The organism is Mucilaginibacter sp. SMC90, from assembly GCF_022811725.1.
GTDB lineage: Bacteria > Bacteroidota > Bacteroidia > Sphingobacteriales > Sphingobacteriaceae > Mucilaginibacter.
Map to the genome: position 1 here is coordinate 7,292,643 of NZ_CP094527.1, position 24,049 is coordinate 7,316,691.

General features: G+C 47.6%; 35 protein-coding genes. 9 read left to right on the plus strand and 26 right to left on the minus strand.

Annotated features, from left to right (window positions below; translation table 11 throughout):
* Genes MTO98_RS30380 through MTO98_RS30390 form a run of 3 tightly spaced genes read right to left on the minus strand, consistent with a single transcriptional unit; the run spans position 1 to position 5,421 of the window.
* On the minus strand, positions 1-3,204 hold the full coding sequence (locus MTO98_RS30380; RefSeq protein WP_243482936.1) for an error-prone DNA polymerase: 3,204 nt from the start codon (positions 3,202-3,204) through the stop codon (positions 1-3).
* Positions 3,201-4,703, minus strand: coding sequence for a DNA polymerase Y family protein (locus MTO98_RS30385; protein ID WP_243482938.1), 1,503 nt, complete (start codon positions 4,701-4,703; stop codon positions 3,201-3,203). The genes MTO98_RS30380 and MTO98_RS30385 overlap by 4 nt, the downstream gene beginning before the upstream one ends.
* Positions 4,696-5,421: an ImuA family protein gene (locus MTO98_RS30390; RefSeq protein ID WP_243482939.1), complete on the minus strand. Its 726-nt coding sequence runs from the start codon at positions 5,419-5,421 to the stop codon at positions 4,696-4,698. The genes MTO98_RS30385 and MTO98_RS30390 overlap by 8 nt, the downstream gene beginning before the upstream one ends.
* 90 nt (positions 5,422-5,511) lie before the next feature.
* Between MTO98_RS30390 and MTO98_RS30395 the strand changes: the two genes are divergently transcribed.
* A complete protein-coding gene (locus MTO98_RS30395) occupies positions 5,512-5,781 on the plus strand; it encodes a hypothetical protein (RefSeq protein ID WP_243482941.1) in 270 nt (89 codons plus the stop codon).
* Positions 5,782-5,868: 87 nt separating this feature from the next.
* On the opposite strand, the gene MTO98_RS30400 is transcribed toward MTO98_RS30395, so the two are convergent.
* The 4 genes from MTO98_RS30400 to MTO98_RS30415 are packed head-to-tail and all read right to left on the minus strand — an operon-like array spanning position 5,869 to position 7,427.
* Positions 5,869-6,276 carry a DUF5655 domain-containing protein gene (locus MTO98_RS30400; protein ID WP_243482943.1) on the minus strand — a complete coding sequence of 136 codons (408 nt, stop codon included), beginning with the start codon at positions 6,274-6,276 and terminating at the stop codon, positions 5,869-5,871.
* Between the two features lie 3 nt (positions 6,277-6,279).
* Positions 6,280-6,783, minus strand: coding sequence for a 2'-5' RNA ligase family protein (locus MTO98_RS30405; protein WP_243482945.1), 504 nt, complete (start codon positions 6,781-6,783; stop codon positions 6,280-6,282).
* Positions 6,746-6,901 (minus strand): DUF2256 domain-containing protein, encoded by a 156-nt coding sequence (locus MTO98_RS34515; RefSeq protein ID WP_371825390.1) that lies wholly within the window; start codon positions 6,899-6,901, stop codon positions 6,746-6,748. The genes MTO98_RS30405 and MTO98_RS34515 overlap by 38 nt, the downstream gene beginning before the upstream one ends.
* Complete coding sequence (locus tag MTO98_RS30415) at positions 6,888-7,427, minus strand: DUF4385 domain-containing protein (RefSeq protein WP_243482947.1); 540 nt, start codon at positions 7,425-7,427, stop codon at positions 6,888-6,890. Before MTO98_RS30415 ends, MTO98_RS34515 begins: the two co-directional genes overlap by 14 nt.
* Positions 7,428-7,463: 36 nt before the next feature.
* Between MTO98_RS30415 and MTO98_RS30420 the strand changes: the two genes are divergently transcribed.
* From MTO98_RS30420 to MTO98_RS30435, 4 genes are all read left to right on the plus strand, one after another.
* A complete protein-coding gene (locus MTO98_RS30420) occupies positions 7,464-7,622 on the plus strand; it encodes a DUF3606 domain-containing protein (protein WP_112575405.1) in 159 nt (52 codons plus the stop codon).
* 66 nt (positions 7,623-7,688) lie between these two features.
* Positions 7,689-7,910: a hypothetical protein gene (locus MTO98_RS30425; RefSeq protein ID WP_243482949.1), complete on the plus strand. Its 222-nt coding sequence runs from the start codon at positions 7,689-7,691 to the stop codon at positions 7,908-7,910.
* Positions 7,911-7,998: 88 nt separating this feature from the next.
* Positions 7,999-8,397 (plus strand): TraR/DksA C4-type zinc finger protein, encoded by a 399-nt coding sequence (locus MTO98_RS30430; protein WP_243482951.1) that lies wholly within the window; start codon positions 7,999-8,001, stop codon positions 8,395-8,397.
* A gap of 10 nt (positions 8,398-8,407) precedes the next feature.
* Positions 8,408-9,025, plus strand: coding sequence for a hypothetical protein (locus tag MTO98_RS30435; protein ID WP_243482953.1), 618 nt, complete (start codon positions 8,408-8,410; stop codon positions 9,023-9,025).
* 15 nt (positions 9,026-9,040) lie between these two features.
* Here the strand turns inward: MTO98_RS30435 and MTO98_RS30440 are convergent, their stop codons facing one another.
* From MTO98_RS30440 to MTO98_RS30460, 5 genes are all read right to left on the minus strand, one after another.
* Positions 9,041-9,811 (minus strand): Ku protein, encoded by a 771-nt coding sequence (locus MTO98_RS30440; RefSeq protein WP_243482954.1) that lies wholly within the window; start codon positions 9,809-9,811, stop codon positions 9,041-9,043.
* Positions 9,808-10,086: a hypothetical protein gene (locus MTO98_RS30445; RefSeq protein WP_243482956.1), complete on the minus strand. Its 279-nt coding sequence runs from the start codon at positions 10,084-10,086 to the stop codon at positions 9,808-9,810. The genes MTO98_RS30440 and MTO98_RS30445 overlap by 4 nt, the downstream gene beginning before the upstream one ends.
* Before the next feature lie 57 nt (positions 10,087-10,143).
* Positions 10,144-10,302 carry a lmo0937 family membrane protein gene (locus tag MTO98_RS30450; RefSeq protein WP_112575399.1) on the minus strand — a complete coding sequence of 53 codons (159 nt, stop codon included), beginning with the start codon at positions 10,300-10,302 and terminating at the stop codon, positions 10,144-10,146.
* A 242-nt stretch (positions 10,303-10,544) separates the two neighbouring features.
* A complete protein-coding gene (locus tag MTO98_RS30455) occupies positions 10,545-10,757 on the minus strand; it encodes a hypothetical protein (RefSeq protein WP_243482958.1) in 213 nt (70 codons plus the stop codon).
* A gap of 47 nt (positions 10,758-10,804) precedes the next feature.
* Positions 10,805-11,260 (minus strand): PA2169 family four-helix-bundle protein, encoded by a 456-nt coding sequence (locus tag MTO98_RS30460; RefSeq protein ID WP_243482960.1) that lies wholly within the window; start codon positions 11,258-11,260, stop codon positions 10,805-10,807.
* A gap of 192 nt (positions 11,261-11,452) precedes the next feature.
* Here MTO98_RS30460 and MTO98_RS30465 point away from each other — a divergent pair, with 192 nt between their 5' ends.
* Both MTO98_RS30465 and MTO98_RS30470 read left to right on the plus strand, forming a co-directional pair.
* Positions 11,453-11,635 (plus strand): hypothetical protein, encoded by a 183-nt coding sequence (locus MTO98_RS30465; protein ID WP_243482962.1) that lies wholly within the window; start codon positions 11,453-11,455, stop codon positions 11,633-11,635.
* A 16-nt stretch (positions 11,636-11,651) separates the two neighbouring features.
* Positions 11,652-11,852, plus strand: a complete 201-nt coding sequence (locus MTO98_RS30470; protein ID WP_112575395.1) for a hypothetical protein — start codon at positions 11,652-11,654, stop codon at positions 11,850-11,852.
* On the opposite strand, the gene MTO98_RS30475 is transcribed toward MTO98_RS30470, so the two are convergent.
* The 4 genes from MTO98_RS30475 to MTO98_RS30490 form a co-directional block, all read right to left on the minus strand.
* Positions 11,853-12,722, minus strand: a complete 870-nt coding sequence (locus MTO98_RS30475) for a hypothetical protein (RefSeq protein ID WP_243482963.1) — start codon at positions 12,720-12,722, stop codon at positions 11,853-11,855.
* Positions 12,723-12,842: 120 nt separating this feature from the next.
* A complete protein-coding gene (locus MTO98_RS30480) occupies positions 12,843-13,616 on the minus strand; it encodes a DNA-formamidopyrimidine glycosylase family protein (protein WP_243482965.1) in 774 nt (257 codons plus the stop codon).
* A 13-nt stretch (positions 13,617-13,629) separates the two neighbouring features.
* Entirely contained in the window at positions 13,630-13,860 is a 231-nt protein-coding gene (locus MTO98_RS30485) for a hypothetical protein (RefSeq protein WP_243482966.1), read from the minus strand.
* Between the two features lie 3 nt (positions 13,861-13,863).
* Positions 13,864-14,757 (minus strand): DUF72 domain-containing protein, encoded by an 894-nt coding sequence (locus MTO98_RS30490; RefSeq protein ID WP_243482969.1) that lies wholly within the window; start codon positions 14,755-14,757, stop codon positions 13,864-13,866.
* 260 nt (positions 14,758-15,017) lie between these two features.
* Between MTO98_RS30490 and MTO98_RS30495 the strand changes: the two genes are divergently transcribed.
* Positions 15,018-15,194, plus strand: coding sequence for a hypothetical protein (locus MTO98_RS30495; RefSeq protein WP_190295168.1), 177 nt, complete (start codon positions 15,018-15,020; stop codon positions 15,192-15,194).
* Positions 15,191-15,718: a GNAT family N-acetyltransferase gene (locus MTO98_RS30500; protein ID WP_112575389.1), complete on the plus strand. Its 528-nt coding sequence runs from the start codon at positions 15,191-15,193 to the stop codon at positions 15,716-15,718. Before MTO98_RS30495 ends, MTO98_RS30500 begins: the two co-directional genes overlap by 4 nt.
* A gap of 65 nt (positions 15,719-15,783) precedes the next feature.
* On the opposite strand, the gene MTO98_RS30505 is transcribed toward MTO98_RS30500, so the two are convergent.
* The 10 genes from MTO98_RS30505 to MTO98_RS30550 form a co-directional block, all read right to left on the minus strand.
* Positions 15,784-16,206 carry a hypothetical protein gene (locus MTO98_RS30505; RefSeq protein ID WP_243482971.1) on the minus strand — a complete coding sequence of 141 codons (423 nt, stop codon included), beginning with the start codon at positions 16,204-16,206 and terminating at the stop codon, positions 15,784-15,786.
* A 212-nt stretch (positions 16,207-16,418) separates the two neighbouring features.
* On the minus strand, positions 16,419-17,642 hold the full coding sequence (locus MTO98_RS30510; RefSeq protein ID WP_243482973.1) for a hypothetical protein: 1,224 nt from the start codon (positions 17,640-17,642) through the stop codon (positions 16,419-16,421).
* Positions 17,617-18,654: a hypothetical protein gene (locus MTO98_RS30515; RefSeq protein ID WP_243482975.1), complete on the minus strand. Its 1,038-nt coding sequence runs from the start codon at positions 18,652-18,654 to the stop codon at positions 17,617-17,619. The genes MTO98_RS30510 and MTO98_RS30515 overlap by 26 nt, the downstream gene beginning before the upstream one ends.
* A 6-nt stretch (positions 18,655-18,660) precedes the next feature.
* The gene (gene traM, locus MTO98_RS30520; protein WP_243482977.1) at positions 18,661-19,788 is read right to left on the minus strand and encodes a conjugative transposon protein TraM; all 1,128 of its coding nucleotides are present in this window, start codon (positions 19,786-19,788) and stop codon (positions 18,661-18,663) included.
* A 5-nt stretch (positions 19,789-19,793) separates the two neighbouring features.
* The gene (locus MTO98_RS30525) at positions 19,794-20,132 is read right to left on the minus strand and encodes a hypothetical protein (RefSeq protein WP_243482979.1); all 339 of its coding nucleotides are present in this window, start codon (positions 20,130-20,132) and stop codon (positions 19,794-19,796) included.
* Positions 20,133-20,136: 4 nt separating this feature from the next.
* On the minus strand, positions 20,137-20,754 hold the full coding sequence (traK, locus tag MTO98_RS30530) for a conjugative transposon protein TraK (RefSeq protein WP_243482981.1): 618 nt from the start codon (positions 20,752-20,754) through the stop codon (positions 20,137-20,139).
* A 15-nt stretch (positions 20,755-20,769) separates the two neighbouring features.
* Positions 20,770-21,984, minus strand: coding sequence for a conjugative transposon protein TraJ (gene traJ / locus MTO98_RS30535; protein ID WP_243487963.1), 1,215 nt, complete (start codon positions 21,982-21,984; stop codon positions 20,770-20,772).
* A gap of 5 nt (positions 21,985-21,989) precedes the next feature.
* Positions 21,990-22,637, minus strand: coding sequence for a TerB family tellurite resistance protein (locus tag MTO98_RS30540; protein ID WP_243482983.1), 648 nt, complete (start codon positions 22,635-22,637; stop codon positions 21,990-21,992).
* Between the two features lie 10 nt (positions 22,638-22,647).
* Positions 22,648-23,334, minus strand: coding sequence for a hypothetical protein (locus tag MTO98_RS30545; protein ID WP_243482985.1), 687 nt, complete (start codon positions 23,332-23,334; stop codon positions 22,648-22,650).
* Positions 23,318-24,004: a conjugal transfer protein TraI gene (locus MTO98_RS30550; protein WP_243482987.1), complete on the minus strand. Its 687-nt coding sequence runs from the start codon at positions 24,002-24,004 to the stop codon at positions 23,318-23,320. Before MTO98_RS30550 ends, MTO98_RS30545 begins: the two co-directional genes overlap by 17 nt.
* Between the last annotated feature and the right edge of the window lie 45 nt (positions 24,005-24,049).

The window sequence follows — 24,049 nt, forward strand, 5'->3', positions numbered from 1 at the left end:
TCATTTAAAATTTCTTCCCTTGTGAAAGCTTTCCTCCGTCGATTGCGTTTTCAAAGGCTTTTCCATTGGAATAAAAGGCGATGCTTTTTCGTCCGCCCTGGACAAGGTCATTATTGGCTGCTGTTCATTACGGATAGCAGTTAGGTCACCTAACAATTTGGTAATATCGAAAACGCGCCTGACAATGATGTGCGTTACTTCGGTGCGTTCAACCACGCCTTCGACCATCAGGAGACGGGCGTGAAGGATCTCCTTGCGGTATTTATCAAAGAGTTTAGGGAAGACAACCAGGTTGGTGGTACCGGTTTCGTCTTCCAGCGTGATAAAACAAACACCTTTAGCGGTACCGGGCCGCTGGCGGATCAGGATCAAACCTGCGGTTTTTATAATCTTTTTGTTCCCCGTTTTGTTCGCCTGGCTGGCAGTGATAATATGCAATAGCTCCAGCTTATCCCTGACAAAGCTGAGGGGATGGCCCTTGACCGATAAACCGGTTGTGGCATAATCCTGTACGACATGCTCCGATTGACGCAGCAGGGGAAGGTCCACCTGCGGTTCATAATTACTTTCCGAAGGCTGTCCTTCATACAGCGCAACCGGACGGTCATGCAAAGCCGAGACCTGCCAAAGAGCCTGCCTGCGGTCAAGCCCCATGGACCGGAATGCATCTGCGTTGGCCAATTTCTCCATGGTAGCGACGCTGACGCCTGCGTCACAAAGCTGGTGAACTTCTGTATAATGTTTAACTCTTCCCCTGACCAGTTTTTCCATTTCCTCCTCGCGGATGCCTTTGATCTGCCGGAAACCCAATCGCAATTGACAGTATCTGCCATGCTTGCCTTCCAGTAAATTGTTCCATTCCGAATAGTTGACGTCGATCTCCAGGATCCTCACCTCATGTTCCTGTGCGTTCCGTACAATTTGAGCAGGCTGATAAAATCCCATAGGCTGGCTGTTCAGCAGCGCTGCCGCGAAAACGTCGGGATAATAATGCTTCAGCCAGCAGGAGACGTAGACCAGTAGCGCGAAGCTGGCCGCATGGCTTTCCGGAAAACCGTAGCTGCCGAACCCTTCCAGTTGCTTAAAGATCCGTTGCGCAAAGTCCTTACTGTAGCCGCGGGAGGTCATGCCATTAATCAGCTTGTGCTCAAATTTGGTGACCAACCCGTTGAATTTAAAGGTCGCCATGCTCCGTCTGAGCAGGTCAGCCTCACCCGGCGTAAAGCCCGCTGCGACGATGGCCAGTTCCATCGCCTGTTCCTGGAAGAGCGGGACACCCAGGGTACGCTCCAGGATTGACCGGATCTCATCGGACGGGTAATCTACCGCCTCCTCCCCGTTTCGTCTCCGGATATACGGATGCACCATATCGCCCTGGATCGGACCGGGCCTGACTATGGCAACTTCGATGACGAGGTCATAAAAACAGTTGGGTTTCATCCGCGGCAGCATGGACATTTGTGCCCGGCTTTCGATCTGAAAAACACCGAGCGTATCAGCTTCAGTGATCATCTCGTAAACAGCGGGGTCATCCTGGGGGATATTAGCCAGGGTAAGCTGTTTGCCATAGTGCTTTTCAACGAGGTCGAAGGCCTTACGGATACAGGTTAGCATGCCCAAAGCCAGGATATCCACCTTCATAAAACCCAATGCATCGATATCATCCTTATTCCATTCGATATTGGTACGGTTTTCCATGCGGGCATGAAAGATCGGACAAAGGTCGCTCAGCTTACCGTCCGTAATTACAAAACCGCCGGTGTGCTGTCCCAACTGGCGGGGGAACCCGATCATCTGGGAAGTCAGCTGCATCACTTTGAGCAACAGCGGTTCTTTGGCGTTCAGGCCAAAGGACCGCAACTGGCCGGTATTCATATCTTCTTCCGAAAAGTCGCCAAAAGCTTCGGAGAGCTTGCCGACAACGTCCACCGAAAGTCCCATCGCCCGGCCTACATCCCTTATCGCGCCTTTAAAGTGCAACATCGTCACGGTGGGTAAAATTGCGGCACGGTCACGGCCGAAGCGCTCGAAAACATATTGGATCACTTCTTCCCGGCGTTCATGCTCAAAATCCACATCGATGTCAGGCGGTTCATTCCGCTCCTTCGAAAGGAATCTGGCAAACAGCAGGTTAAACTTATCCGGTGCTACCGAGGTGATGCCCAGTACGAAGCATACCGCTGAATTGGCTGCCGATCCCCTGCCTTGGCATAGGATGCGCCTGTTTCTCGCCCACCTGACATAATCTTCTACGGTCAGGAAATAATTGGCTGTATCCGTTTCTTGAATGATATTCAGCTCATCGATGAGCGATGCTTTAACTTTTTGGGGTATGCCCTCCGGGTAAATCTCATCTGCCCCCTTCCAGGTCAGCCATTCCAGCTGCTGTTGGGGCGTACGGCCATCGGTGGTCAGTTCATGCGGGTACTGGTATTTTAAGGTTTTCAGATCAAAATGACAGGCATCGGCGATCTTTCGCGCATTGGCTACAGCTTCGGGGTACTGGTTGAAAAGCCGGTCGATCTCTGTTGCCGGCTTTAGAAACCGCTCCGCGTTTTGATGTAGTTTGTAACCGGCATTGAAAATCGTACATTTTTCACGAACGCAGGTGAGCACATCCTGAAGTTCCCGCCGCTCAGGTGCATGATAATGAACATCATTGGTGGCGACCAGGGGCACATTCAGCTCCGACAGCAGGAACAGTCTTTTCATATCGTCCCCGAGGTAAGAGCGGGTAGCCGCCACAAACAGCTCCTGCAAATTGGACCGGTATTCCTGTACATGAGTTTTAAATACCAGCTCAAATTCAAAGTCATTCGTCAGTTTCCCCGGGGGAATAATGATAAAAATGCTGCCCTCACTATGTTCATACACATCTTTTTTATAGAGATAGCACTTTTCCTTTTCCGCCCGCAGGTTACCCTTAGTAAGCAGGGCTGATAAACGGGCGTAGGCTACTTTGTCTTTCGGGTAAGCTAAAAGCGAAGGACCGTCAACCAGGTCAAGACGGACTCCCGGTATCAAGCGGATATTCCTGTCCCTGGCAACTACATAAGCCCGGACCAATCCCGCGAAAGTATTGCGGTCGGTGATGCCAATCGCATCATAACCCAGATCAGCCGCCTGGTCGACAAGTTCTTCCGGGTGGCTCCCCCCACGCCGGAAGCTGAAATTGCTGGTTACCTGTAATTCAACGTAGCTCATGCGAAAAATCCATGGAGGTACCACAATTGCGATTGGCCGGAATCATAATGTCCGGAACGGAACAGCCAGTAACGCCCACCCTCTTCATCTTCCACGATATAATAATCCCGGTGTTCGCCGGGCTCCAGCCACCATTCCCGTTCGATACGTTCCGGGCCGTCAGCAGCGACAATGACATGACGTTCACCTTTATAATTGAACATTTTGGGCGGATAATCCGGCGTCAGGGCCATGGCTTGAATCAGCTCAGGCTGATCAAGTAACTGGATAGGCCTTGGCCGGTCAGACCACCATGCACCTGCCAGGTCATCTTTTCGTTGATCTCCGGGAGCAGCGGCACGCTCGGGCCAGTAATGTTCCGAGGGAAGGTAACGGCGAACGCCCTGACTACCTATGCGCCCAACGATCCGGTCCACCAGTTCAGCGATCTCCTCGCTGTCCGGACCCGGCTTCCCGGCCCAAAGCCCCCCCTGCTTATCGCTCGCCGCCTCCGTTTGGGATGCTTCCATGACGAAAAGCTCGATTCCCAGCCCCGGTTCGATCTGATCGAACTGAAACGAAAAAAGTTTGAACAGGTGTTCCGTACGGTTACTGGCCTGGCTGGTGCCGATAGCGATCTGCCCTTTCTTTCCATCGATACGGAACCAGATCAGTTCAGATTGGCGGAGGCCCCTGCCCTCCGCGTAAAGCCGCTTACATAAACGCTCCAGTAAGTTGCTTACCGCGATTCCGATAGCTTCACGTGTAGTGATGGGTTCGAGGCATTCCAGGCGTTCGCTGTACGGCACCGGTTCTTTTAGCGGAATCAGGAATTCCTCCTCCTGGCCCAAAGCCTGCAAAAGGCGCAGCACCAGTTCTTTTTGAAATCGTCTGCGCAGGACCGCCTGCGGCATATGGACAAAACCGCTGATCGTATAGAGCCCTAAGTTCCGGAGCTTGATCAGGAGATCTGTAGGAAGCCGGAGTGCTGCGGGCGGCAAAGGCATTAATGCATTTCGATGACCACCAACCGGAACGATCAGGCCGTTTTTTGCACATCGCGCAACACCCCACGCACTGCCGATAGTATCGGCGAGCCCGGGCCGGACATCATAACCGATCTCCTTTAAGCGGCCGATCATGTCTTTCAGAAATTCGCGCTCCCCTCCCTTCAGATGCGTGCAACCGGTTACATCCAGCAGCAGTCCGTCGGGCGGATCCAGCGCAATCAGCGGGGTATACCGCAAACACCATTCAGCCAGCCCGGTTAGCAGTTTCACCGCCCTGCCTTTTTTTCCGTCAAAGACGACAAGGTCAGGGCTGATCACCTTGGCATCGGCAACGGTCATCCCCTCTTCGATCCCGAACTGCTGGGCAACGGCGGTTGCCGCTGTCACCAAAAGCCGGCTATGATCAGGCTCAGCAAAAACAAAAGCTTTGCCCTTCAGATCAGGCTGCCGAATCGTCTTCCAGTCGGTCAGCAGATAACGGAACCAAAGGGATAAAAAACGCTTAGGCATACTGGTGGAATTTTTCAGGTGCGGTGTAAGGCGTAACAACCCTGAACTGTTCCTGGGACCATTCCAGTGTCCAGATTCCCGGGTTGCCGTTCTTAATTTTGCTCAGTTGAACCTGCCAGCGGGGCATACCAACACCGGGCATACCGGGACGGAGCTGGCTGCGGACCGGCCGGACATACCAGCGCGCGGTACAGGCCGTTGTATTCTCTTTTTTGACGTCCTTTCTCAGGATAAAACCGGTAACCTGACTTTGTTCGACAGCCAGTTGCAAACGCCTGGATTCCATAAAACTAAGGTTATGCGTTTCGCAGACCACGGCCGCCACCCCTTCGCATTTCAATGCCTCTTCCGTTACCCAAAGCACATCTTTCTGTAGTGACACGTCGACAAAGATCACCCGGTCGGGCGTTATGCCAAATCGCTTCAACGCCGGCGGATAGATCCTTCTCGTATAGCTGACCCAAACACAGATACCGCCCTTTTCAAGCAATACCCGAAGAATACCGGCGATCATGCCGCCGCAAGCAGCCGTTTCCACGGGACGCTGGCTAATGAATTCGTGAATGGCCCCGGTCGGAAAAACCCGATTGGGAAATGCGGCCTCAAGCGGACCCAAGCCAAATGAATTGAATGCTCCCGGAGCTGCGGGCTTAAAGCCCTCCCAGGTCAGGATATCCTGCCTGAGCTTGTCGATGATTGCCTGTTTCTCGCCTGCCATAACATTTCAATTTGGGGACTACAAAACTATGCTAATATTTTTAGCATTTCCTTATTCTTTTTTACATTTTTTTATTCACTTTTGTTTTACATGAGAAATAAGTTATTCAACGATAAGGCAGTAACTGTTAAAACGGGTTCGGGGCGATGGATCCAGCTTGTACCGGATACCATGGGAAGTTACTGGCTTTATGAACCGATACCGGGGTTGAAACTGGGTAGATTGCTGTTCGATGATAATGATAACTGGATTTATGACGGTGACTTACTCGACGTAAACGAGCAGGAAGATGTTGCCGGCATAATCACCGGCTGTCAGCGTGAAATGGATGAATTATTGAAAAGCATCCACGAAGAATAGGTTTGAAGTAAGTATGTTTATTTTAGCAAATTCAGGGTTAAGCCTGTAAAAGGCTCATCAGGTGATTTTGTGTTTAAAGATCTAATGCTAATTCCGCATTAGTTCATATGATTCCCGGATATACACGAACAAGGCGGGCCGGATATCATCCAATGAATCCAGGCGGATGTGGTTCTCGAACTTTTTTCCTGCTGCTACGCTCTTGATAACAGGCTTTTCCGGATGTTGCGCAGCAGAATAAAACTTAAGGTCCAGCCATTTTTTCATCGGACGGATGATAAGGAAACCGACACGCCGCGTAAAAACGATACAGTTCGGCGTCACACCGACCAATACCTTGTCCCAATCGGAAACCTCGGCCAGGATCTTGTCAAAGGCCAGCACCAGTTCAGGCGAACGGCCTTCAAATAAAGTATCGAGGTTTACGCGCGCGCAATAATGGCGGTAATCTTTCCAGGGCAGTTCACGGTCACATTTCGGGCAGGTCCAGCTCATTATTCATTTTATAAAATCATAACTAAAATTGTGCCGCCATGGACCGCCCAGGTATTCCCATAAATCAAGCCCGATACCATTAACGGTGAACGGTTTAAAATGCGCACTCAATTCCCTTAATAAAGCTTCGGATGCCTCCGGTGTCACTTTATTTTGTATCGTAATGTGCGGTTTGAACGCTTGACGGTCCTGTGGACTTAATACAGGCCAGAAATAAAGGCCCGCTTCCTTTCTTAGCTGCTGCAATTCCGGCGATTCAATCTGATAGGCCACTCCTGCGCCAAGATGCCGCAAACCGATAACCTTCATTTCAAAGGTACCATATTGCAAATTATTAAAATATTCCAGGGTGTCCGGTTGATCCGGCAATTTGTGGAATAAAGTCAAATGGGCTTTTAGAAAATTACGATCCGGGGGAAAATGTCTCTCCCGCAGTTCATCAAAGAACGCCTGGCTGCTATCATCCAGCCTAAGGGTCAATATCAGCGGATTTTGCTCCGTTTGCATTTTTCCGAACAGTATTTAACTTCCTCCCAAACTTTTCCCACTTTTTGCGCCAATGAAACGGTTTGCCGCATGTAACGCATAGCTTTTGCGGTAAGTTTTCCTTTTTAACCCCTCGCATGCTTCCAGTCTTTTTTCATAGCGGCGTAAACTTCATTAGCCTCCGCTGCTTTCCATCTGGCATAAAATACTTTGGCCGCCTCCGCTTTTTCGGGATCACCGCTACCGCGCTCCAGCAAGACGTAGTCCTGGTGCCCATCGTATTTTTTGCCGCCCTTATAATTCGCGTAACGACGGGCACGCGTGTAACCCATCTGCAAATATTTACGCGCCATATCTGCACCAACAAAATCACCGGCGGCTAGATATTCAGTAAACAAATTGAATATCCGTTCACTGCTTTCCCCGGCGATCGCTTTTGTTTTAAAACGCCAATATTGCCCGATCTCGCTTTTGTAAGGTTCGCAGATCAGCACGCCCTGTTCCCCTTTGCCCACACGATAAAGTTCCGGTCGTTCCCGGTAATCAGTATCCGGTTTCCAGGCGTAATGATCCGGGTCAAAATTCAGGTAGCTGGGTTGTTGCATCAATAAAACAACAAAAAAAATGGTATCCCTGTTTTTAAAACCATTAAAACCTTGTATCACGAATTTTGTTACTAATTGAAAACATATCATTGAATTATGAGCACAAGAGGAAGTAAAGTGGAAAGGAATTCGGTTTCGGATCAGCCACACGAGATCAAATATGAGGCGCATAAAGAGGGTACCAGTAAGCAAGCCGTGAAGGATGCAAAAAAGGAAGTCGGCAATCAGCGCAGGAATATTGAAAAGAAAGTATAGTTCAGCATTTATTTAAACGATGAGCCCTGCATTGCGGGGCTTTATTGTTTACCAATCAAAGGATGTATGAGCAGGGCATTTGTCAAAGAAGGAGAAAGCGACCAGTTAAAAGATGTGGCTCCAAACATGGCATCCTTATTGTTTTTCCTGAAAAGAGAAAGCGGCGCACCGGTTCGGGAACTGCATACGCGCTATAGCGATAAGTATCGGAAAGAAGTGCATGAGATGAGCGATGGACTGGGCTACATGTTAAATAATGATCAGGAATGGCAGATTGTGCTGGATTGATCGACGGTCAGCAATGGGATATAACCTGGGAATTGAATAAAGTCCGCATATTTTTAAACAAGCCTGCCAGATATGCGTTAATTGGGTCATGGAAAAACTAACGACTAACACTAATAATAAAACCCGCTATTCTGACCAGGAACTGGAAGAATTTAAACGACTGATCCAGCAAAAAATCGCTGCCGCTAAAGAGGAACTGGATGTTTTGCTGGGTTCGTTGCGGGGAGGAAATCCCAATGGCACGGACGACACCGGCGGTGTTTACTCCACACTGGAAGATGGCGCTGCGACCTTAGAGAAAGAAACCGTTCACCAAATGGCAGCGCGTCAGAAGAAATTCATTACTGACCTTGAAGCTGCGTTGCAGCGGATTGGTAACAAAACTTACGGGACTTGTCGCGTCACCGGTAAACTGATCCAAAAGGAGCGGCTGATGGCAGTTCCGCATACCACATTGAGCATGGAGGCTAAGCTTCGGCAAAACTAATCTATACGCTATGGCAATCCTGAATAACCCGGTATCGGTGGCAGTTGTGCGTGAAAACGGCAGTCTCGAGATTTTTGATTTGATTCCCGTCTATGAGGAAGAAGCGCATGCCTTTGTCGCAACCGATGTCTTACGAATTTATGAAGGCTTTCCGAGAGCAGGTGAAGATGGATCGGCAGAACAAAGCAACCGGGACCGGTATCTGCAATATATCGATTCGCCTGAAATTCATCATGACTTTTTTTTGGGGGAACTGAGGCTTAATAGAGACAGGATACCGGATTGGAAATATCAAGGGAACAAACTGACTTCGAACGAAATCTGGCAGCTGGTTACAGCACTCAAGGTATTGACGGACGAGCATATAGAGGAGGAAGCCGCCATTGCCGCCATCCTGAACGAGGAAGCTAACTCAACCAAAAGCATGGCATTCATTTATGGCGAAGACTTCCAGGCGGACACCGTCCGCATCCAGGAAATGAAAGGACATTTTATTATCTTGATCAATGAACAGATCGTCGCAAAGCTTGAGATGACTGGTGGGCATTGGGAGGTAACGGGCGGTAGCATTGATGACCCGTTTCTGCTGTCAGAAATTATAAGCCATATTAATGCCGCTGCAACCTAAATAGCACACTTAAATTTATGCGCCTTTTTTTGACTGTAAGCTGTTCAGGAGCTGGTCATAAAGGTCATTGCTCTTCGACGGTTTGGGTTTCAATTTCTTGATCGTAGGTCGTTTACCCTTCGCCTTTGCCTCAATGATCTTCACCAGCTCATCATGATACTGGTCTTGATATTTGGAAAGATCGAGTGGCTCCGCATATTGGTTGATCAACGCCAAACCCATGTCCAGCTCCTTTTTGCTTACCGTGATATTTTCATCCAGTGATAATTCTTTTTGATCCCGGATTTGCTGAGCAAAACGGATTCGGGTAATTACGATATTTTGTTCAACAGGATGTACAATACAAAGGCTCTCCGTACTACGCAATACGAAACGGGCGAGGCCTGCTTTACCCGATTTTTTTAATGCCTCCAACAATAGTGCGTAGGCTTTATTCTTCTTTGTTGCCGGTTGTGTATAATAGGAGCTTTCATAGTACATCGGGCTCACCGAATCCAGGTCGACAAAGTTTTCAATTTCGATCACTTTGCTCTTTTCCGGCGCAGCCGCCTCAAAGTCCGCGTCTTCTATGATGACGTAGTCATCGTCGTATTTATAACCTTTTACGATCTTGTCGTAAGGTACTTCTTTTTTCGTGTGTTCATTGACACGCATGAACTTGATGTTCGCGTGATCACGGCTGTCCAGCATATCCAGATCCAGCCTCGTTTCCTGTACGGCCGAAAATAGTTTGATGGGTATGCTTACCAGACCGAAGCCGATTGATCCTGTCCAGATTGATCTCATTGTTCCCGGTCTTTTAAATCAAGGTGCTTATTGCCGGGGTGCTGTAGTTTCGCTTCTATCTGATCAGCCAGTAAATGAAGCAGTTCCTCTTCCAGCCCGGCCGCATTTTGGCAAACATAAAGATAATCCTGAGCGTCCGGTTCAAAGCTGGCAACCAGTTTCCCGTCCTCATAAACGCGGTAACGGCAGCGGTTTTCATCATGATGCGGGTATTCCCCTACTTCAAAATGATGTACTTGTCGATCTAAAGTGATGCTGATGGGATAATTAGCCATAAGAACAGATAAACCGATAACCCGGTTGCTCACCGGGTTATCGGTTAGGTTGATAAATTAGACTACAGTGGTATCTCTCCTGAGAAATCCGAGGATCAACGAAATAATTGCAATAACCAATAATACATGGATCAGCCCGCCGGCTGCGTAAGCGAATGTTCCGATAGCCCATCCTATAACGAGGATAACTGCTACGATGTACAAAAGTGATCTCATTTTATTTTCTTTAGGTAAATGATGACCTCATCATGCAAAGGCTGTTCCAAAAACTCTCACAGGTTGTATAAAATATCAATTGAGCAGCGCTATTGACAAAGTATTCGGTACACGGATCTTATAATTTGCTGTTGTGGCCCCTTTGTTCCTGACATTACATCCCAACTGTAAAGTAATGGTCCTTCCGGATACCCTGGTACATTTGAATGGCCATACCGTGATCACCAAAAGCTACACTATTTTCAGAGACCCTGGATTTGCAGCCAGTATTCGACTTGACCGGCAAACCCGATCAGCTCGGGTATCTCGTTGTGAGTCCTTATCTCGATCAGTTTAGCGTCGGGATATTTGGCCAGGATCTCCCTGCCCCTGGCGTAATCAAGGAAGTCGGCTTCCTGATAGATTTCATGAATGGTCAACAATTGGGCTATATTGTTTTCGTAGAGCATGGGCAATAAAAAAGCTGCCCCTCAAGGCAGCTTTCAAAAAAACTACATGGAAATTAAATTTTAGCGGCATCCCGCAAAGCTTTGATCTGGTCGTGCGCGGCATTGATCTCCTGTGCCTGGCTGCTTACCGTTTCACGTCCATTGACCGGAAGATCTTCACTGTTCAATGCATCCTGATACGCTTTTTTGATGGCATCTTCGCCCCTTTCCGCTTCTGAAAGGATACTAACACGGTCGCTGCCGCCAAACAGGGACTTAACGTCTATCCAGGCCCGGTGTAAAGTACCACTTACGCTGTTACCTGTTTCCACCTCATCAACGTTCCCTACCAGCGCCGCGAGTTCCTGGCTGTTTTTACGGCTCTGTGCAGCATAACCATGGAACAGTTCTTTGAGGTCAATATTTTCATCTTTGATATCCGCAATGGCTTTTTCAAAACCCGCTACGCGGTCATTGTTAATTTCGATCAGGTCGTTGATAACGCCTGTTGCTGCTGTTGTCGTGCTCATAGTGTTTTTCTTTTGATAGGCTAAACCTATTGCCAATACCGTGCCATTTATAAGAAATTAAATTAATTAGTAAGAAATAAAACCCAGCCGTGTTCGTCCTGTATTTTTTTCTGAACGGGATGTCAGATTGGAACAATAATTGGGTAGATATTTCAAATAAACTGATTTATTATGGGTAAGCAACACGAGACCATGCCGAATGAGCCGCAGGAAGCGCCGGTTCGGCCCGCTTCGCCGGAAATACAACAACCCAGTGACCCCGCAAGCCCCGGCATACCAACGGAAGCGCCGGACAAGGAGCCGGTTGAATTGCCGCAACATCCGGAGATCAGCCCGGAAAAACCGGGTTCATTGCTGAACAGAACAGAAGTTTAATTTTATTTCGACGCCTATGCCATGGTACAACGGCGACTATCCGCCATCCTACAAGAACCAGCCCGGTTATCTGCGCGATAAAGCAACGGAGATCGCCAATGAGGTTTTGAAAACAACCAACGATGAAGGTGAAGCAATTGCTACAGGTCTGAAACAGGCACGGAAATATTTTAAAAATCATCCGGAAGAAGTGCCGGAAGATTTGCCAGATCAATGATCAATCCCCTTTATATACGATATGCCGGGGGATCCAGCCTTCCATGTCTTCTTCAGGGAGCTTCATCGGTTTTTCGTAAAGCAGATGACAATGAACAGGCATATCATATGGATTACCGATGATTATCCGGTGTTCTTGTTCCGGCAAACTCAAATTCCGGACTCTATATTCCGATGTGATCTTTTTACCTTCCCATTGAGATTGAAAAGCCAGAAGCTCGGCTGATTTCGTGTAAACGGGACATGCCGGTTTGTTCCATTTGAATGTGACGGTGAACTCCGTCAGCAACCAGCTGTTATTCCTGCGGATAAACACGCTTTCATCCTGTAATTTCGATTTTTCATAACCAAGCAGGTTAGGCCGTTTCTGCAGGTATTGCCCGGCAATGTAATCGCCCAGTTTGATTTGTGTTTGCCCCCCATCCAAAGAAACTATTCCGAAATCTCCAGGTACCTGTTCCAGGCACGGAGGAGGGTTAAAGCACATGGCATTGTTATAAAATACAGTTTGATTCACTTCCGCTGCACTTAGCGTCGGGTTGAAAAATTTGACTGGAACTTCCGGCTCGATCAGAAAATCTCCGGACAAGATTCCATCCTGATAAACAAGTTCGACACCATTTCTGCGGCTGAATTTATAAACGTCCTTATTGGGATTCTGGTTGTGGATAAGAAAGCCTTTGGATGCCTTGAGCGCTTTCATGCGCTGTCCGAATTGTGCCACTCTTGGGCCATTTAACCTCGCAGCAATATCAATGATCTCAAATAAGTAAAGCACTTGCAGTCCTGCAATAACGCCGCTAACATGTATTTGGATATTTCTTTGCTGACCATCGGCATCTTCAGGGTCCCGCCCAACCGGTACCCGCATGTCTGGAAGCAAGTGAGCCAACCGATCATAAAGAGATGCTCATGTCAAAGCGTTCTCAGGCATAATGGCAAATTAGGAATTATTAACCTTAAACGGTAAGATCCCGCGGGCCTAACAAATTTACTCAAATAAATGCTGGCTTTCTGTATAATACGTCTTGCGTTTATCCACTTCAGCCTTAAGAATAGGTTCGCCGCTGAGTGTTAAGCTTTGTTTCGGGCGGTGTACCTGCAAAAAATCACGTTCCTTTTCGGTGATCGTATCCGGAAAGTTGTGACGGATATGATTTTCAGCATCCGTCAATACTGATTTAATCGCTGCGGTTAAAATCTCAATATTTGTTTCAGGGATTTTATTGGCTTTGGAAAAAGGTGATATTTTGGCGGCATAAAGGATCTCATCAACATAGGCGTTTCCTATGCCCTGCACAGTTTTGCCCTCGGTCAACACAGTTTTAATGGATTTCGATAACTTCGGCAATGCCGATCGCAGATATCCGTCCGGTAGCTGCAAGGCATCGGGGGCGACAGCCGGCTTGGGATCGAGGGTCAGGATTACCGCTTTCTGCCAATCCGTGATCGCAAGACCGGTTTGGTCTTCAAATAATAATTCCGCGATCGTAAACCGGTTTGTATTTTCACCTTCATACCAGTACATGGTACCGTGCAACATGAGGTGCACACTTAATACATGGCCGTTTTGAAATATAAAATGTAATTCTTTGCCTGTTCTCCTGATATCGGTTAAAGCATGCCCCTGCAGGGATTCCTGTATGACGATTTCCGGAACTTTGAGTTGACGGGTTATGGGAATATGGATGGCTGACAAAGTTCTGCCAACAAGCTTTTTAGCAAGGTTGTCACGGAATATGTTGAGATCAGGAATTTCTGGCATGGTTGATTTAAGCTTAAAGGTATTCACTTTCGACCCGAAGGCCAATTTCTTCAATGATCGAATCCGGTAGTGTGACGCCCGATTCCTGTATCCAGGTCGCATCACCCGTAAGGGCTATAGTCGCGATAAAGCGCCCGTCGAACAATATCTCGCAGGATTGCGCCTGCATGTTCACCCGGCACCTGACTTTTTCTCCTGCGTAATCCAGTTCAAAACTAAAAGTAGGATTTTGATCTTCCATCATAAATTATTTAAGCGACTGACCGGGAATCTGGATTTTTAAGCTGAGTTCCCGGTTCAGGCTATCAATGAGATAATCATACAATGACAATGAAGGCGCGTCGCCGGCGTGGATGAAAAAGTAAAGGGACCTGAGGCCGGTTTGCTTCCACGCTTTAAGCCGTTTGACCCACTCATCTAACCTGAGTAAATCTGTTCGCTCGTCCCCGCAATTAACGAATCGTATAAAAGCGTGTGGGACCGTCAGTTCCATGTGTAGGCAATCCCGCCTTCCGGCCGTGTCCGAGATGACCGCACCGATATTTAGATCACTGAGCAAGTTAAACAAACTATTCCGGTGTTCTTCCGCTGCAAACCAGCTTTTATTCCTTACTTCGATATACAAAGGCGCATCTGAAGGTAAAGATGATAAATAGGACCTCAATTCGGGAAAGCTCTTGGGTGAGAAGTTATCCGCCAGTTGAAGAAACAAAGGTCCGAGATGTTTTCCGAAAACGGAGATATTAGTGTAAAATTCGTTGGTTTGTTCCTCTACATTGCGAAACCTGCGGATATGCGTAATACTCTGCGGAAACTTGGGGCAGAATTTAAAGTCAGGTATGTCCTGAACCATTTCTTTCCAGGCGGCGATCCGTTCCCGGGGTTGTGGCTGATAAAATGTAGCCCCAAGCTCTACCGTATTAAAATACCTGGCATAATTCCTTAAAAAGTCTGCGTCTTTGGTTCCTTTGGGATATAAGCTGCCGATCCAATTCTTATAACCCCACTTTGGCGCGCCCACAAAGGCTTCAAAATCACCCACAGGTTCCGCGTTTTCGAAAACCCGTAAAGTTCTCACGCTGTCCGCCGGCAAGTGATGATCAAAATTTGTTATGTCTATTTCGTTTCTACCAAAGTGCATAAATCAAAGGTATTGAGTCCTTTCAAAAAAGCATTATCATACGCTAAATAAATTGTCCGATCGCCGGCATCTCTGCATTAAAAAGAGTCCTAAAAGGAGCATAACGGACATATTGTTTATGCGATGCACTTATACTCTGCTGGATGGCCGGCATGATCGCTTAATTTGACCGAAAAGAAAAAATAAATTAATTTCAGCCGCTGGGTATGGGACAATTACTAAGGATAAATTTTGAGAATCAAGATCATAGTTTCAGGATCTTGAACAAAGAAGCAATTACGCGTGAAACACAGATCATCGATCTGCTGCTGGACGGCCAGCCGTTGACGATCATTAAAGAAGGCAAGTTTTGGGTGGCGGAAAAACCAATGCAAGGTATTACGGCGGACCTGGTTAGTGCAGTCGCTAAAAACATCGCCCTACGTTTCCGGATATGACCGTTATCGAAAACGATGCCTATTGTATCGAACCTTTAGCCGCAAATGATGTCCTGCAACATGAAAGACTGGCCTCGGAAATCTATCAGTTATTATCCGATGAGCATACGTTACAATACCTACCCGACAAAAAACTCACATCATTGCATGAGGCCAGGATCTGGCTGAGTACCGCTATATTAAATTTCTATTCCGGCCGCAACCAGGTCCATTTGATCCGCTCAAAGTCGAACGGTGCATTATTAGGTGTTCTGGACCTTATACCGCCGGTAGTGGCTAAAGAGCATTACCAGCTGGCACACTATCCATTTTTTATCGAATTTTATTTGAAAGGACACGTCCGGGGCAAAGCATTAATGACGGGATTACTGCCGAAAGTAGTCAAACATTTGGAAGGTAAAGGGATCCGAGAACTGGCAGCCGTTGTCAACCGGCGTAATATTCCGGCTGCAAAAGTATTAAAGCGTTCCGGTTTCAGGTTAGCCGGAATTTTTGATCAGATGCAGGATATTTATTATTACTGAATACCTTAAAAATTTATGACAAAATAATTTTAAAGTCGCTAGAATTAGTATCATGCAAAACCGGGTTAGCCCATTGAGATTTTCTCAATATGAGATTCCAATACACGAATAAGAAGCTGATATTTTAAATTTTTTTTTGAGTGGATAAGTTGCATCAGCAGGAATATCCATAAAACAGCCAGTATCATTGATCCCATCAGAAGTCCCATCCTGATTTCCTGGAAGGGCGATCCCCCCCTGAACGCTAAAGCCGAGATAATTGCACTAACCACGAGAAAAACCGAAATAAGTTTGTAGAGACTAAATCCCTGATAGCGTTGTTCTTCAGCCTGACGTTCTTTGAGTAAGACCACAAAAAACTTTAGTTTTTCAAGACTTACCGGAGGAAAGGCGGAAAAAAAAGCCTGAATCTTGGATACCTGTACATCCAAAGGATCAGCAGGCTTCAGCTGTTGCTTTTCAAAATAAATGAGTTCCTCGACGATCATGTTCAAAAATAAAGATTTCCGGCAGTTTTAATTGATATGTTGAAAGTTCTGCTCAATCGCCGCCAAAAATAAAAGCCCCAAAGCGCTCGCCGCCGGGACTTTTTCCTAAACCTTATCACAATGAGCTTAGGAGAGCTCATTAAAGCCAAAGATGATGATTAATATGGATTTACTACTGGTTTGAGAACAATCGTGATTTGCTGTGACGACGATCAAACTTTTACACTGCTTTTACGGGACTGCTTTTTCTCAGGCTCCTGCGCTTTTGAAGAATCACCCTGCTTTTCTGATCTGGTTTGTTTTTGACTTGTTTCCTGTTTCTGGGCAGACGGGAACAATTCTTCCCTTTTCATCTTTTTCATTTGATGGTCAAAGACGTTGACGGTTTTATATTGCGGGTTGGCAGCGATAAAATACTTCTGCTCATTGCCGTCCTTTTCGACCGTAATCTGCTGTTTGTTGCCTTTCTTTAGCGAACGAAGCAGGTCTTCCCTTGATTTGGGATCATTCATTTCCTTGATTCCCTTGCCGTCAAGGAATTTTTCGACGTCAAAGCTGTGCTGCTTTAAACGGGCATTCCCGCCATCGGTCAGGTCCTTCCAATCCAGCTTCACCCAGGCATGATATTTCTCATGATCTTTATTGAACAGCTGCTTGAATACCGCCCTGCCGTCCAGGCCATCCGACCGGTCCATAAGGTTAAACGCTTCCTTCGCCGTAACGCCGTTACCTTTGTTGATATAAAAACTTTGCGTGGTGTTTTCATTGCCTTGTTTTACGGAGGCGTCGAATTTATTCAGGAAATACATATCCTGATTATTCCCGGCCTTAAAATGAAGCGTATAGTCGACTTTACGCTGGTTATATTCCTGTTGCGTGGTCAGGTTAAATTCAGGCGTTTTCGCTTCGATCTGCTTTTCCATTTCACCGTTCAGCTTCTCGCCAAACCCAAGGTTCAGCAGACTGTTCTTCAAAAATTCTACGTTCTGATTCATTGGACTATGATTTAATTGTTGGAAATAATCAATTCGCTTCGGGTTGTTTTCTGCCAGGTAAGCTTTAACACCTTCCTGATTCAGCATCCAGGGCTTTGCCTGCTCATCGGGTAATTGCTGTACCAATGCCTTTGCCAGCACCTGAGCGGCGCTTTCCTTGGAGATATCGGCATGGAAGCCCCGCCAGCTCTCGTTCATGGTATTTTGTTGGTATAAAGCCGCGTCGTAACCATACAAAACGACCGGACCATCCCGTTCCGGGCGGTACAGATCGAAAAAGAAGTCGAACGCTACCCGCTCGGAAACCTCGCGGTGCTGGATTTGCCACTGAATGTTATCACTCATGACACTTTCTCTCAGCCTGTCAACCAATTGTGGCGAAACAAAGCCAAGGTCAGCCAGTTGGTTCTTCAATTCAAACAAGTTTGTGGCGCGATCCATTTTTCACTCCTTTTGTTAAGTTTGATAATTCAGGTTCCGCTTTAATGCTATTATCCGCCTTTTCTTTCTTGTACTCAGGCTGAGGTGGTTTGAAGGGCCGATAATCGGCATCGAAAAGCAGGATCATTTTGTTTGCAGGGTCAGCCTGCAGGAAAACCTCGTGTGATTGCCCGTGCTGTTTCCATTGCGTTTCTACCTGCTGACCGTTTTCGAGCAGCCGGATAATCTCCCCCTTATCCGGTGGCAGTGCGTGAAAATCGGCTAATGCTCTTCCAATATCAAAGGCATAATCCGGATGATACTCCCGGATGCCTTCGAAACCGAGCTGCACCCAGCGCTGACGTTCCCGTCCTTCGAAATCCAGGTACTGTTGTTTGAGGGCGCGGCCTTCCAAAAGTCCCCTGACCTGACCGACTTTAATTTCCGGCCAGTCGGATTTTATAAAGGTGTACGCGCTCACTTCAACGCTGCCGTGAAGCAACTTGCCGTCGATTTGGGTCAGTTGGAAATTACCATAGGGATCTTTTTCAAAATGCAGGTTCAATCCGAGTTTCTTGTCCTGTTCCAATTGCGAACCTACAGCGAGGTCAATTTGACGACGGTCCTGATCAAGGTGATCTTCCAATCGGCCTGCCATCGAACCAAGACCAGAGTTTCGAAGGATCCTCTTGAGTTCGATCATATTATTTTCACGCTGAATACGCTGTTGTTCCAGGAAAGCAGGCCGGTCGATGTAACGATCTTTCAACCGTTGAATATACCTGACCAATGGATTGGGGTATAATTGACGCTCCAGGTTTTTGATCTGCTTATTCAGCAACAACATAAAAGGCTTTTCATCCGGCCGCACTGTTCCGACAAGCAGGTGGCGGGCTTCCCGAAGATGATGATACTGCAGCCTGCTGATACCTGCATCGTCGGCAGCCCCTGCCCTGATCAGCGGGTCCATGGACTTTTTTTTATCCTCCCAATCATTGAAGACCAGGAGTACCCGGTTTGTCATGGTTTTCATCACGATTTAAGGATTGATCTTAAGCAGAACAGGATAAGCATCGCTTAGCCGCACCTTGATTTTCCTGGCCTTTTTACTAAAAATGCTTTTGGCAGCATTTACGCCGCCAGCAGCGGCCTGCGCGCCAATGCTTTGATCGGCGGATAAAAACTGCATGCTTTGAATGGCATTATCGCCGGCCGAAATGGCCGGTCCTGAAATTTCCGCTTCAGGGGCAGGGATACCCGGCATCCCGTCCAGACTGAAGACGATCAGGTTAACCGGCAGGATCTGCTTGTCCAGCCTGATATTCCGGATCGTCAGCAGCAGCCGCTGATTGGTTATCTGGCACACGCCAAACAATTCCTGCCCTTTCGGCAAAACCTGGTTCTTAACCGTCAACATATCGGTCAGCTTCAGTTTCACAGCGCCGCCGTCCGCTACTTTTTGTTTTCCGTCAATTATCGCTGGAACGGCGCGAAAAGGCTGCGTGGCAGAATCCGTCTTTAGCGGATTGGATTTGCCTGGTGAAGTTTCAGGCCGTTGTGAATTCTGTAATGTTTGTAATTGCTCCATCAGTTTGCTTAATTGCTGGATCTCCGGGTCCGGACTATTATCGGCATGCATACTGTTAACCATCTTTTGGATCTGCTCTACGTTTTTTACAGCTTCCGCATGTTCAGGGCTATAGGAAGGTGCTATTGCAGCAGGCTGCGCCTGATTGAGCTGACGGTTAAGTTGTGAAAGCCGCGCCTCGATCTTTGCGGATTGCTGGTCGGCAGTATACGGTTTAGCAGGATTAGCTGCCTGCTTTTCCTTAGGTATATTATTCTGGCTTCCAAAACCCATGCGTTCAACAAAACTTTGGCTGATGCCATCCGCTGATTGATCAGAATCTCTAGTGGCGGATTGATAGATCCCCATTTTATCTTTGGCTTTATCTTCTTTAAACTGCGCTGAAGGTAAAGCCATATCGATCCCTTTCTGCTCTGCCACGGGAGAAGATGATTTTGCAGATTTCCCCCCGCCAAGTGCCCAGAATGCCATAGTGGTAAATGGGAGTACCAGCAAGGGTAATACCATAAGGAATCGTCTTTTCTTTAAAAATTCATTGCTGTGCTGCGGCTTCGCAGCCTTCTGTTGTTGCTTTTTCATAAGATCTATTTTCGATGGGTTAATGAATCTGTTTTTAATACGGTATCCTCCCCGGGCGGCTGGCCATTTGACGCTTCGCCGATATGCCGGGAAACGTAGCTTCCGCTGGTAATCGGCGCCGACCTCCCGCGCTGCAGGATCAAACTGGCTACCATCGCCCCCGCAAATACCGCAATGATCGCGGCCAGTATCCCCGCTTGCCGGCGAAGGGAATAATTACCGACCATCTTATTCATGCGCATGCTGACATGATCCTGCCACCGGATGACCTTACCGGCGATCCTGATCGCCAACGGATCATTTGCCGCGTCAATAATTTTCGGTTGTCTGCTGAATAGGTTCATAGGATTAATGTTTAATCGTTGTGTCGCGGTTCGTCAATACCTGCCAGTGCTGGATCAGGAATCCATGTGGATTATTATCGGTCTGTTGCTGCATATCCCGGACCTCCCCACGGGTCACCAGCTTCCGGGTTACTGTGCTGCTCGCCCGGATAAGCTTTTCGGTCGCGTAACAGGTGAAAGAATAGGGAAACTGGTTTCCCTCCAAACTCATACTGTCTACCTTGATCTGTTGCGATATATTCGCGGAGATCAGGTTATTGAAATATCCGGACTCCTTGAGGTTATCGTACTGGTGTTTGGCAGATTCGTCGGCCAGGTAAAGCGCTTTGGAGATATTAGCCTGTATGGCCTGGTCATCCGGGCTAAGGTTGAAAAAATCCTCGTGAAAAGTCTTAATATGGTCTCGCAGCTCTACCGGCAGATTGCTCTTCCGGTCGGACGCGAGCGCCTCCAGCACTTTCCCGTCGTAAAGGATATGAACGGTTTGTTGTGCCCTGGCAACCGTTTTACTATTGATATAGCAGACAAAACAGGTAATAAAAATATTTGCGCCGATCAGCACGATGCTGAAAACTTTGATATGCTTAAAGGCGGTGTCGATATTTTTCAGATGTGTAAACATGGCAGTCGTTTTTGGTTAAGAGACTTTATTATCTTTATCACCGGATAAGCGCCCGGCCTGGTAATTATCGACCTGGTTTTCCCTACCGCCGGAACGGTATCCCGCTGCAAGATCACCGGGTGCTGAAGCGAGATTAAACGCACCGTTTAAGGCCCGCTGCCCTCCGGCCGTACCTGCCTGCGTAATCGTACGGGAAGACTGGCTGATCAGCGTATTTACTTTTTGTAGTAAACCGTTGCCGCCACCCGCATTCACGATATATCCTGCAATGCCGGGCACGGTGAAATAACCGAGGATGCCAATGATCAGGAAGATCAGGTAGGCAGTATCGGTGGAACTGAAGAAAGTATCACCGGTATTTTCCACCTGGGAAATATCCAGCTTGAGCATGTTCTCCTGGACCTTGCCGATGATGGCCCCGAAGATGTTGGCCACCGGCAGCCATAGGAATACATTGATGTACTTGGCTAACCAGACAGACAGCGTATGCTGAAATCCGTCAAATACCGCTAAACCAAAAACAATTGGCCCGAGAATGGCAAGCACGATCAGGTAAAAGGTCCTGATGGTATTGATACAAAGTGCAGCGGCTTCATAAAGAACCTGTAAAACTTCTGACATCCATTGCTTTACCGTATTTCTGAAATTATAAGATGCTTTGGCCATGGCGAATTTTACATCATTGCCTATCCCATCAATGACACCTTCATTTGCACCTGTTGGGTCATCGTGATGCGTGTATTTATACCAGGTTGCACGGTCCCCCTCTCCACTTTCCCCGACATACATTTGCCAGGTTTCCGTCTGCTTTACTGCCGCCTCTTTGGCCTGCAACAGTTTTTCAATGGCGGCATCCGAATTCTGTACCATCCCTGAAGTAGCGGTGACGGTCGGTTGCATGACGCCATTGATCACAGCGATCACGCCCGGAAAAATTATCAATGCGATACCTAAGGCAAAGGGACGCATCAGGGGATAAAAATCGATAGGCTCGGCATTGGCGATCTGACGCCACACCCGGTAGCTGATATAAAGTAATGCACCAAAACCCGCAATAGCGCGACCCACACCGATGAGTTCGCCGCATAATGGCAGCATATCATTATAAACGCTGTCGAGGGTTGCCTGTAATCCGTGTATATCATCAGCGATGCCTGCGGCGCGGGAATTGAATGGCAATAGCATCATGGCCCCAGCGACGATTCCGGCGAATAATAATTTGTTTCTCATCATGATCAATTTTTAATGGTAAATACCTGTTTCATTGTCCGGCTGTCCGCCAGATCTTTGGCGCGCTGGATAGCGAGCAGCGCTCCCTGCCGGTTAAAAGACCGAAGGAACTGTAGCTTATCCGATCCTGTCGCATAAAGCCGGTCAATGCCTTCGATGCGCTCGGCGTCTGACATCCGAAGTTCATTTGCGGTAATCAAATGAGTAAGTTCCGTCAGGTCATCCAAACTTTCGGCGAGAAGTTTGGAATACACATTTTCCATATAAGAAAGCTCAGCCGCGCTGAAAACGCCCCGCCTCCGGAATCCGGAGATGGCAGACTTATATTCGCTTACTAAACTAACCTGCATACTGATGACCTCCGCTACACGCCCGTAGTTCCTGATGGAAGGGTTGATGGCCATCAAGCTTCCCAGGTAGAGATCGTGCAGGTTAAAATTACCTTTGGATAAGTTCGAGACCAGGCCGTAACCTTTATTATAAATCCGGTAGCCGGTCTTCATATCGTTAAGGATATTCTTGAACTGAGTTAGTTTCTCCACATCCAGGATTAATTGCTGGAGTTCCTGGCTTTGAGCCGATGCCTTCTCTGGAGAGATGAAGGGAAACAACAGTAAAACCAGGGGTAAAATGTATTTCAAAAGATGCTTCATAAGGAAATGGTTAATGCTTGAAGTATAAAGCGTTGCTCGTTTGAATAGCGTTCTTTTCCTGTTGCCGCTGAATGACCAGTATGCTAACACTATTCAGGAAAGTCAGGACAAAGCGATAGGTGTCCTGCATGGCTCCATGGATCTGACCGATCAGCCGCAGCCGCTCGGAATCATTCATTTTCAGCTGACCATCCGTGATGACCTGCTCAAGGTGAGCGATTTGCGAATCGCAGTCCATTTGGACGGCATCTCCCACTCTTGCTACGTATTGCTGCTCCTGAGGCATCAATCCGGTGTAGGCATCACCCGGTCCCAATGCCTTGAGTATTTCGCTCCGCCAGTTCAGAATCTCGGTAATCTCCGGGCTTTCTCTGATCGAAGGATCAGCCGTTTCGAGCCTGGAATAGAATCCGTTGTGAAGGGTATATTCCGAACTGAGATAACCGGAAATGGAACCGAGCCCTTTGCCTGCGATCCTGTAGCCATCCCTGACATAGCCGCCCAATAATTGGAGAGCGGCAATCTGCTGAAGCAGGTATTTCTTTTGCGTACTGTTCTGCCGGAACCATTCCGCGAAAGTTTGTGCATGGACGTTTGAGCCCTTGGCTGAAACGATCAGGATCCAAAAAATGTAGAAAAACAGCTTAAAAACAGGTGCACTGCTTTTGCTGGTGTTGTCGTTATTGCGGAATTTCATAAAGTTTTTTGATAGTTTTTATTTCACCTGTTTCCTTGCCCCGCTGCTGGCTGAGTAATATATTCTGTTCGTTGAAGCGATGCAGGTCATCATAGTTTTCATCGAGCCGGTCACCCGCTTTATTGATGAGTACGAGACGCTGCTCATCGGTCATTTGGGTCTTAAACCCGTTAATGACCATCATGATCTGATCCAGGTTCCTGAGACTCGCATCCAGCATCCCGGCATACACCTCTTCCATATAGCTTAATTCTGCCGGGCTGAACCGGCCATCCCGGTTGACCACCGCCCAGGCTTGCCGGTACTCCCTGACCATCGCCAGTTGCTTTGCGGTCATATCCTTGATCCGCTGATAATAAGTGATCACAGATTTGATCCGCCACAGCTCATCATAATAGTTGCTGTAAAGCTGCCGCTGTTGATCGGTCCAACTGGTAATTTCGTCGAGCCTGAGTTTGGAAAGCTGGTTCTCCAGAACCTTCTGCGCATTTTGCAGCCAGATCGTTTGGTTTTGCATGCGCTGAACTTTGAGATCGATCGCTTTAATTACTTTCGTAGCTGCAGCTTTGATGACGTCTGTAATGACGAACTGTGCCCTGGCATTTTCCGCAGATACCGATACCAGTACAAAAGCAAGACTGATCGGTAGTGTAACCTTAAAAATTTTCATAATCCTCCCTTCTCCCGAGATTTCCGGGCAGTACTATCGTTTGAA

What these genes read in the sequence shown, in the direction of transcription:
- MTO98_RS30380 (WP_243482936.1), bottom strand. Translation starts at nt 3,204, where the DNA reads ATGAGCTACGTTGAATTACAGGTAACCAGCAATTTCAGCTTCCGGCGT.
- MTO98_RS30385 (WP_243482938.1), bottom strand. Translation starts at nt 4,703, where the DNA reads ATGCCTAAGCGTTTTTTATCCCTTTGGTTCCGTTATCTGCTGACCGAC.
- MTO98_RS30390 (WP_243482939.1), bottom strand. Translation starts at nt 5,421, where the DNA reads ATGGCAGGCGAGAAACAGGCAATCATCGACAAGCTCAGGCAGGATATC.
- MTO98_RS30395 (WP_243482941.1), top strand. Translation starts at nt 5,512, where the DNA reads ATGAGAAATAAGTTATTCAACGATAAGGCAGTAACTGTTAAAACGGGT.
- MTO98_RS30400 (WP_243482943.1), bottom strand. Translation starts at nt 6,276, where the DNA reads ATGAGCTGGACCTGCCCGAAATGTGACCGTGAACTGCCCTGGAAAGAT.
- MTO98_RS30405 (WP_243482945.1), bottom strand. Translation starts at nt 6,783, where the DNA reads ATGCAAACGGAGCAAAATCCGCTGATATTGACCCTTAGGCTGGATGAT.
- MTO98_RS34515 (WP_371825390.1), bottom strand. Translation starts at nt 6,901, where the DNA reads ATGCGAGGGGTTAAAAAGGAAAACTTACCGCAAAAGCTATGCGTTACA.
- MTO98_RS30420 (WP_112575405.1), top strand. Translation starts at nt 7,464, where the DNA reads ATGAGCACAAGAGGAAGTAAAGTGGAAAGGAATTCGGTTTCGGATCAG.
- MTO98_RS30425 (WP_243482949.1), top strand. Translation starts at nt 7,689, where the DNA reads ATGAGCAGGGCATTTGTCAAAGAAGGAGAAAGCGACCAGTTAAAAGAT.
- MTO98_RS30430 (WP_243482951.1), top strand. Translation starts at nt 7,999, where the DNA reads ATGGAAAAACTAACGACTAACACTAATAATAAAACCCGCTATTCTGAC.
- MTO98_RS30435 (WP_243482953.1), top strand. Translation starts at nt 8,408, where the DNA reads ATGGCAATCCTGAATAACCCGGTATCGGTGGCAGTTGTGCGTGAAAAC.
- MTO98_RS30440 (WP_243482954.1), bottom strand. Translation starts at nt 9,811, where the DNA reads ATGAGATCAATCTGGACAGGATCAATCGGCTTCGGTCTGGTAAGCATA.
- MTO98_RS30445 (WP_243482956.1), bottom strand. Translation starts at nt 10,086, where the DNA reads ATGGCTAATTATCCCATCAGCATCACTTTAGATCGACAAGTACATCAT.
- MTO98_RS30450 (WP_112575399.1), bottom strand. Translation starts at nt 10,302, where the DNA reads ATGAGATCACTTTTGTACATCGTAGCAGTTATCCTCGTTATAGGATGG.
- MTO98_RS30460 (WP_243482960.1), bottom strand. Translation starts at nt 11,260, where the DNA reads ATGAGCACGACAACAGCAGCAACAGGCGTTATCAACGACCTGATCGAA.
- MTO98_RS30465 (WP_243482962.1), top strand. Translation starts at nt 11,453, where the DNA reads ATGCCGAATGAGCCGCAGGAAGCGCCGGTTCGGCCCGCTTCGCCGGAA.
- MTO98_RS30470 (WP_112575395.1), top strand. Translation starts at nt 11,652, where the DNA reads ATGCCATGGTACAACGGCGACTATCCGCCATCCTACAAGAACCAGCCC.
- MTO98_RS30475 (WP_243482963.1), bottom strand. Translation starts at nt 12,722, where the DNA reads ATGCGGGTACCGGTTGGGCGGGACCCTGAAGATGCCGATGGTCAGCAA.
- MTO98_RS30480 (WP_243482965.1), bottom strand. Translation starts at nt 13,616, where the DNA reads ATGCCAGAAATTCCTGATCTCAACATATTCCGTGACAACCTTGCTAAA.
- MTO98_RS30485 (WP_243482966.1), bottom strand. Translation starts at nt 13,860, where the DNA reads ATGATGGAAGATCAAAATCCTACTTTTAGTTTTGAACTGGATTACGCA.
- MTO98_RS30490 (WP_243482969.1), bottom strand. Translation starts at nt 14,757, where the DNA reads ATGCACTTTGGTAGAAACGAAATAGACATAACAAATTTTGATCATCAC.
- MTO98_RS30500 (WP_112575389.1), top strand. Translation starts at nt 15,191, where the DNA reads ATGACCGTTATCGAAAACGATGCCTATTGTATCGAACCTTTAGCCGCA.
- MTO98_RS30505 (WP_243482971.1), bottom strand. Translation starts at nt 16,206, where the DNA reads ATGATCGTCGAGGAACTCATTTATTTTGAAAAGCAACAGCTGAAGCCT.
- MTO98_RS30510 (WP_243482973.1), bottom strand. Translation starts at nt 17,642, where the DNA reads ATGGATCGCGCCACAAACTTGTTTGAATTGAAGAACCAACTGGCTGAC.
- MTO98_RS30515 (WP_243482975.1), bottom strand. Translation starts at nt 18,654, where the DNA reads ATGAAAACCATGACAAACCGGGTACTCCTGGTCTTCAATGATTGGGAG.
- traM (WP_243482977.1), bottom strand. Translation starts at nt 19,788, where the DNA reads ATGAAAAAGCAACAACAGAAGGCTGCGAAGCCGCAGCACAGCAATGAA.
- MTO98_RS30525 (WP_243482979.1), bottom strand. Translation starts at nt 20,132, where the DNA reads ATGAACCTATTCAGCAGACAACCGAAAATTATTGACGCGGCAAATGAT.
- traK (WP_243482981.1), bottom strand. Translation starts at nt 20,754, where the DNA reads ATGTTTACACATCTGAAAAATATCGACACCGCCTTTAAGCATATCAAA.
- traJ (WP_243487963.1), bottom strand. Translation starts at nt 21,984, where the DNA reads ATGAGAAACAAATTATTATTCGCCGGAATCGTCGCTGGGGCCATGATG.
- MTO98_RS30540 (WP_243482983.1), bottom strand. Translation starts at nt 22,637, where the DNA reads ATGAAGCATCTTTTGAAATACATTTTACCCCTGGTTTTACTGTTGTTT.
- MTO98_RS30545 (WP_243482985.1), bottom strand. Translation starts at nt 23,334, where the DNA reads ATGAAATTCCGCAATAACGACAACACCAGCAAAAGCAGTGCACCTGTT.
- MTO98_RS30550 (WP_243482987.1), bottom strand. Translation starts at nt 24,004, where the DNA reads ATGAAAATTTTTAAGGTTACACTACCGATCAGTCTTGCTTTTGTACTG.